The following is a 6,133-nucleotide window of genomic DNA, read 5'->3' as shown; positions in this document are numbered from 1 at the left end:
ACATGTAAACCCCATTCGAAGCAAGACCGAAACAAAGCGTTGACGTGGCCCGCCAGCTTTAGGTAGGTCGCTTGAGATAACTGGCAACAGTTATCCTGGATAGATGATCATTCACGACATAACCCGGCTTATCGTTTTGCTTGAATTGTTTTTTTTGTTCTATTAACTTTTTCTAAAATGTTTGTGAAAAGACAATAGGTTGGTTGACATCGTTTTGTACAAACTGTAACATAAGGTTATCGGTTCCGAAAAAGACGGAACTTTATTAATGAAAAAGGCTGAGGTGTTACAGGTGAGAAATCGTTTTCAACAATTTATGTATGGGCGTTATGGTATGGATCAGCTCAATCGTTTTTTATCAACGGTTGCACTGATCATTCTGGTAGTTTCAATGTTTATTCGCAGACCAATCGTAGAGATTATTGCATTGGTGCTGCTGTTCTGGTGCTATTATCGCATGTTTTCCAAAAATATAGCAAAGCGGTCAGCTGAAAATCAGAAATATATGAATTTCAGATATCGCGCCGTATGTTTTTTCAAAAAAGGCAGAAACGGCGGTTCTACTAATTTCGCGCAGAAGCAGGTAAAATGGAAAGCTCATCAGGAGCAGAAGAAAATTTACCGTTTTTACTCCTGCCCGAACTGTTCACAGAAAGTGCGTGTGCCAAAGGGAAAGGGCAAGATATGTATTACATGTCCAAAGTGCCGCACCGAATTTGTGAAGAGAACCTGATAAGAGCAGAAATGGGCGGATGGCGAAGAGTATCTGATTGAAGGACGGAACAAAACGCAAAAAGAGTATGATGAGAATACGAGGGGTATGATCATGTTTGGATATATCTATGTGAATCGAAAAGAACTTTCAGAGGAAGACAGAAAAGATTATCAGTCCTATTACTGCGGACTGTGTCAGGTTTTGCGAAAAAGCAGTGGTGTAAAAGGTCAGATGCTGTTGAATTATGATATGACATTTCTGATCATTCTGCTTTCCGGTCTGTATGAACTGGAAAATAAAATGGAAGATTTTTTCTGCCCATTACATCCGGGCAAAAAGAAAATCGCATATATCAATGAGGCAACACAGTATGCTTCGGACATGAACGTACTTTTATCTTATCATAACCTGCTGGATGACTGGCAAGATGAAAAAAATTATCCGAAGCATGTGATGTCCATGATGTTAAAAAGGGATTATGCAAGAATTTCACGTAAATATCCGCGACAGCTAGAGGCTGTGGAAGCATATATGAGAAAGTTGAATATGTTGGAAAACAAGCGTGAGACCAATTTGGATGCGATTGCCGGTCTGACCGGTGAGATGCTTGGAGAAATTTTTGCATGGAAGGATGATATCTGGTCAGAAGAATTACACTGTCTGGGATTTTACATGGGTAAATTTATTTATCTGATGGATGCGTATGAGGATCTGGAAAAGGATCTGCGCAAGAAGGAATACAATCCTTTTGAAGCGATGGTAAAAAAGGATCCGAAGGATTTTGATACGTTAAGTAAGCTGATCCTGACCAGTATGATGTCGGAATGTTCGAAATCTTTTGAGAGGCTTCCGATTTTACAACATGCGTCGATCATCCGGAATATATTATACTCAGGTGTCTGGTCGAAGTATGAATATGTACAGGCTAAGAAGAAAAAGAGGAGGAAATCTCAGTGAGAAATCCTTATGAAGTACTGGGCGTATCACCCGGTGCTACAGATGAAGAAATAAAAAAGGCATATAGAAAACTCAGCAGACAATATCACCCGGATGCAAATGTGAATAGTCCGCACCCGGAGATCGCTGAGGAAAAATTTAAAGAAGTACAGCAGGCGTATACCCAGATCATGAAGGAAAAACAGCAGGGGTACGCAGGCGGATATCAGAATGGAAGCGCGCAGTCGGGACCTTACGGTGCATATGGAAGCTACGGCGGGTTCGGCGGTTTTGGTGATTTCACTGGACAGAGTGAGCAGCGTTCGCAGCAGAATGATCCGGTCAATATGCAGGCAGCAATGAATTATATCCGTAACGGATATTATAAAGAAGCGTTGCATGCGCTCAATGATATTCCAATGGGACAGCGCAGCGCGAGGTGGTATTTCTTCTCCGCAGTGGCTAATCAGGGGGCTGGCAATAATGTGGTGGCGCAGGAGCATGCGCAGCAGGCGGTGGCTATGGAACCAAGTAATATGGAGTATCGGCAGTTTTTGCAGAATCTGCAGTTTGGTGGAACCTGGTATCAGAATATGGGATCTAGTTATCAGAGACCGGTTTCAGGATTGTCACGGATGTGTGCAATCTGGTGCGGATTTATGATGTTTTTGAATTGTTGTTGTTTTCGACCGTTTTAAATATATAATCAGTTTAATATATCGATATTCAATTGCAAATTGTGTGAAATATGAAGTGTAACCAAGTTGTATAAGAATGCCACATATGTGATAAAACGAGATACAGTTAGAAAAAATAGAATAGTCTGAGTTAATGTTGGACAACAAAAAGATCTGTAAAAAATTTTACAGATCTTTTTAATAGCGAGAGGGGGATTCGAACCCTCGACACTGCGGGTATGAACCGCATGCTCTAGCCAACTGAGCTATCTCGCCACACGAACTTCTTTACTATACATGACGTAGCGAGATTTGTCAACAGTTTTTTGTAATTTTTTCTCATCCTTTGCACCACCTTTGCAGCAGTTGTGCATATATAAAAAGATTAATTGAGGCAGAAATATGGGGGAATAAAGCCGAGGCAAATAATAAACTTGTGCAGAATGCGCAGTAATCTGACCTGAAATAATAAAATATTCATGAAAAATATTTTGATAGCCAAAGTTTATCATCGCAATTACGGATAAAATCAAAACAATCTGACGAAAAAGGAAAGAATATTAGGAAAAATCGTTGACAGATTCGACGAAAATTATAGATAATTTTACAATTGGAAGTACCAATTTGGGGGCAAAATTCAAAAAATACTGATTTGACAAAAAATCGATATCATGTAATAATGCACCCGATGTGGGAAAACTGCATAAAGTGTAGCGAAAAATAAAATAAAATCGTTACCAATTTTCCATTTTGTATAGGGGTGAGCTCATATAGAAAGGGTGAATCAATCATGACAGAAAAGAAAATCAAATTAAATGCAACCAATGAAGTACAGGAATTTGTCAATGCAGCATCCGAATGTGATTTTGATATTAACCTGCACTATCAGCGTGCCATCGTAGATGCGAAATCATTTCTTGGAGTTTTAAGTCTTGGGCTTTCGAAAATTTTTACAGTATCTTATGGCGGAAATGATGGTAATTTTGAACAGATTCTGAGCAAGTATGCTGCTGCATAATCAGAAACCACGCAATCACTGAAAAAGAACAGAGATATATAACAGGGTCGTACGATGAAAAGTACGGCCTTTTTTCTGTTTGCAGTGAAAAAAAGCACAAGATGTGTTACACTGATAGCAGTTTGCTGAACCGACGGATAAAGAAAGGGTTCAGTATAAAGTGTTGAAAAGGCGGATAACAGTTATTTATGGAACAAACAGGAAACACGGATGTTACGGAACAGCAGGAATTAACGAGAATACGGATTTCCGTACGAAATCTGGTGGAATTTATTTTTCGTTCCGGAGACATTGACAATCGAATTGGAAAAGGTGTGCAAAAGGAGGCTATGCAGGAAGGCAGCCGGATGCATCGTAAAATCCAGGGACGGATGGGAATGGAATATCGCGCAGAGGTTCCGCTGAAGCTGGAAGTACCGCAGATGCAGTATGTGCTGACATTGGAAGGCCGGGCTGACGGTATTATTACAAATGCAGAAGGTGTGACAATTGATGAAATAAAGTGCATGTATACCGATGTGACACGTTTGGAAGAACCGTTTTTTGTGCATAAGGCGCAGGCGATGTGTTATGCGTATATCTATGCACTGCAGAATGGATTGAATCAGATTTCCGTGCAGCTGACTTACTGCAATCTGGATACGGAAGAAATCTGCCGCTTTCAGGAAGCGTTTTCTTTTTTCTGGCTGGAGCGATGGTTTCAGGATATGATGGAAGCGTATCGAAAATGGACGGATTTTCAGTTTGCATGGAGAAAAATCCGGCAGACATCCATACAGACACTGGAGTTTCCGTTTCCTTACCGGGAGGGACAGCACAAACTGGTAGGGGATGTATACAGAACCATCAACCGAAAAAAAATATTGTTTATTCAGGCGCCCACCGGAACCGGAAAAACGATTTCCACGCTGTTTCCGGCGATCCGTGCCGTTGGAGAAAATCTCGGAGATAAAATATTTTATCTTACGGCAAAAACAATCACGCGAACAGTTGCAAAGGATACCTGTGATCTTTTGAAAGTGCACGGATATCAGGGCAAAGTGATCGTGCTGACAGCAAAGGAGAAAATGTGCCCCTGTGAGGAGATGGACTGTAATCCATCCAACTGTACACGGGCGAAAGGGCATTATGACCGGGTAAACGATGCGGTGTATGATCTGATCACCACGGAAGATGATTTTACAAGGGAGCGGATGCTGGCGCAGGCGGAAAAATATCAGGTCTGCCCATTTGAAATGTCTTTGGATGCGTCGTTGTATGCAGATATCATTATCTGTGATTACAACTATGTGTTTGACCCAAATGTGTATCTGAAACGATTCTTTTCCGAGGGAGAGAAGGGCGATTATATTTTTCTGGTGGATGAGGCGCACAATCTGGTGGAGCGCGGCCGGGAGATGTACAGTGCTGTTTTAGTTAAGGAAGAGATTCTTGCAGTGAAAAAACTGGTGCGCGGCAAAGATCGGAAGCTGGAGGCGGCACTGGAAAAATGCAATCGACAGATGTTGGAGTGGAAGCGTGAATGTGAGAAATACGTGGTGTACGAAAGCATCGGAGTCTTTGCGTTTTCTCTGATGCGGCTGATGTCCCTGCTGGATGTGTTTTTGCAATCCAGAGGGGAAATGCCGGAGCGGAAGGCGATTACAGATTTTTATCTGAATCTGCGTCACTTTATGAATATGTTTGAGCGGGTGGATGAAAACTATGTACTGTATTCAGATTTTGACGAGGAAAACAGGTTTTGCCTGCATCTGTATTGCGTGAATCCGTCGACGAATCTGCAGGAATGTCTGGAGCGGGGGAACAGTACGGTATTTTTCTCAGCAACTTTGTTGCCTGTGAATTATTATAAAAATCTGCTCAGTTCAAAAAAAGATAATTATGCAGTGTATGCGGATTCAGCATTTAAAGAGGAGCAGCGGTTGTTGTTTATTGGCCGGGATGTCAGCAGTTTGTATACACGGCGGACAATTGGAGAATTTCATCGGATCGCGCTGTATATTCAACAAGTGCTGCGGGCAAAAAAGGGGAATTATCTGATTTTTTTCCCATCCTATCGGTTTATGGAGGATGTATATGAACAGTTTCTGGCAATCAATGAGCGGGAAGCAGATTGCATTATGCAGAACGGAAATATGAATGAAGCCGAGCGTGAAGAATTTATACAGGAATTTGCCGAGCCACGGGAAAAATCGCTGGCGGCATTTTGTGTGCTTGGCGGTATTTTTTCAGAGGGAATTGATTTGAAAGAAGATCTGCTGATCGGTGTGTTGATCGTGGGAACAGGATTGCCACAGATTTGTACTAAGCGGGAAATTCTGAAGGAGTATTATCAGAAAGAAAATGAACAGGGATTTGATTATGCGTATCAGTATCCTGGAATGAATAAAGTGCTGCAGGCGGCAGGGCGTGTGATTCGGACGGCATCCGACCGGGGGATTATCGGGCTGTTGGATGAACGCTTTCTGCGAAGTGATTACAGGCAGCTTTTCCCAAGGGAGTGGAGTCAGTATGAGGTGCATACGTTGGATAGTCTGCCTGGGGCATTGGAAGCCTTCTGGAATCTGTGTAAAGGGTAAATCTGAAGCAGAAATCCAGACAGACACGGATGATTTTCTACCTCCGCTGCGCCGCTTATTTCCGCCTCCTCCCGTGAACTCGCACGCAAAAACAGCGTGCTCAGACACACTCACGGAGGCGGGCTATGCTCGCTGCGGTAACGAAAATCAACCTACCGTCTTGTCTTGGATTTTGCTTCCGGATTTGCCCCATTTACTTGACGGCACC

5 protein-coding genes and 1 tRNA gene are annotated in these 6,133 nt (G+C 42.3%); 5 read left to right on the top strand and 1 reads right to left on the bottom strand.

Annotation, left to right across the window (positions count from 1 at the left end):
* Positions 1–268: 268 nt before the first annotated feature.
* The 3 genes from Q0I54_RS12850 to Q0I54_RS12840 all read left to right on the top strand — a co-directional run bounded on the left by Q0I54_RS12850 (position 269) and on the right by Q0I54_RS12840 (position 2,349).
* Positions 269–733 carry a hypothetical protein gene (locus Q0I54_RS12850; protein WP_296119192.1) on the top strand — a complete coding sequence of 155 codons (465 nt, stop codon included), beginning with the start codon at positions 269–271 and terminating at the stop codon, positions 731–733.
* A 93-nt stretch (positions 734–826) separates the two neighbouring features.
* Positions 827–1,672, top strand: a complete 846-nt coding sequence (locus tag Q0I54_RS12845) for a DUF5685 family protein (protein ID WP_296119189.1) — start codon at positions 827–829, stop codon at positions 1,670–1,672.
* The gene (locus Q0I54_RS12840; protein WP_296119186.1) at positions 1,669–2,349 is read left to right on the top strand and encodes a J domain-containing protein; all 681 of its coding nucleotides are present in this window, start codon (positions 1,669–1,671) and stop codon (positions 2,347–2,349) included. Before Q0I54_RS12845 ends, Q0I54_RS12840 begins: the two co-directional genes overlap by 4 nt.
* Positions 2,350–2,530: 181 nt before the next feature.
* Here Q0I54_RS12840 and Q0I54_RS12835 read toward each other — a convergent pair.
* Positions 2,531–2,604 (bottom strand) — tRNA-Met (locus Q0I54_RS12835).
* A 514-nt stretch (positions 2,605–3,118) separates the two neighbouring features.
* On the opposite strand from Q0I54_RS12835, the gene Q0I54_RS12830 reads away from it, so the two are divergent.
* Complete coding sequence (locus Q0I54_RS12830; protein ID WP_294787881.1) at positions 3,119–3,346, top strand: HPr family phosphocarrier protein; 228 nt, start codon at positions 3,119–3,121, stop codon at positions 3,344–3,346.
* Positions 3,347–3,534: 188 nt separating this feature from the next.
* Complete coding sequence (locus Q0I54_RS12825) at positions 3,535–5,925, top strand: ATP-dependent DNA helicase (RefSeq protein ID WP_296119182.1); 2,391 nt, start codon at positions 3,535–3,537, stop codon at positions 5,923–5,925.
* The last annotated feature ends 208 nt before the right edge of the window (positions 5,926–6,133 follow it).

Source organism: uncultured Eubacterium sp., assembly GCF_934295145.1.
Taxonomy (GTDB): Bacteria; Bacillota; Clostridia; order Lachnospirales; family Lachnospiraceae; genus Eubacterium_I.
The sequence above is the reverse complement of the archived record's forward strand: the minus strand, read 5'-3'. Positions and strand labels throughout refer to the sequence as shown.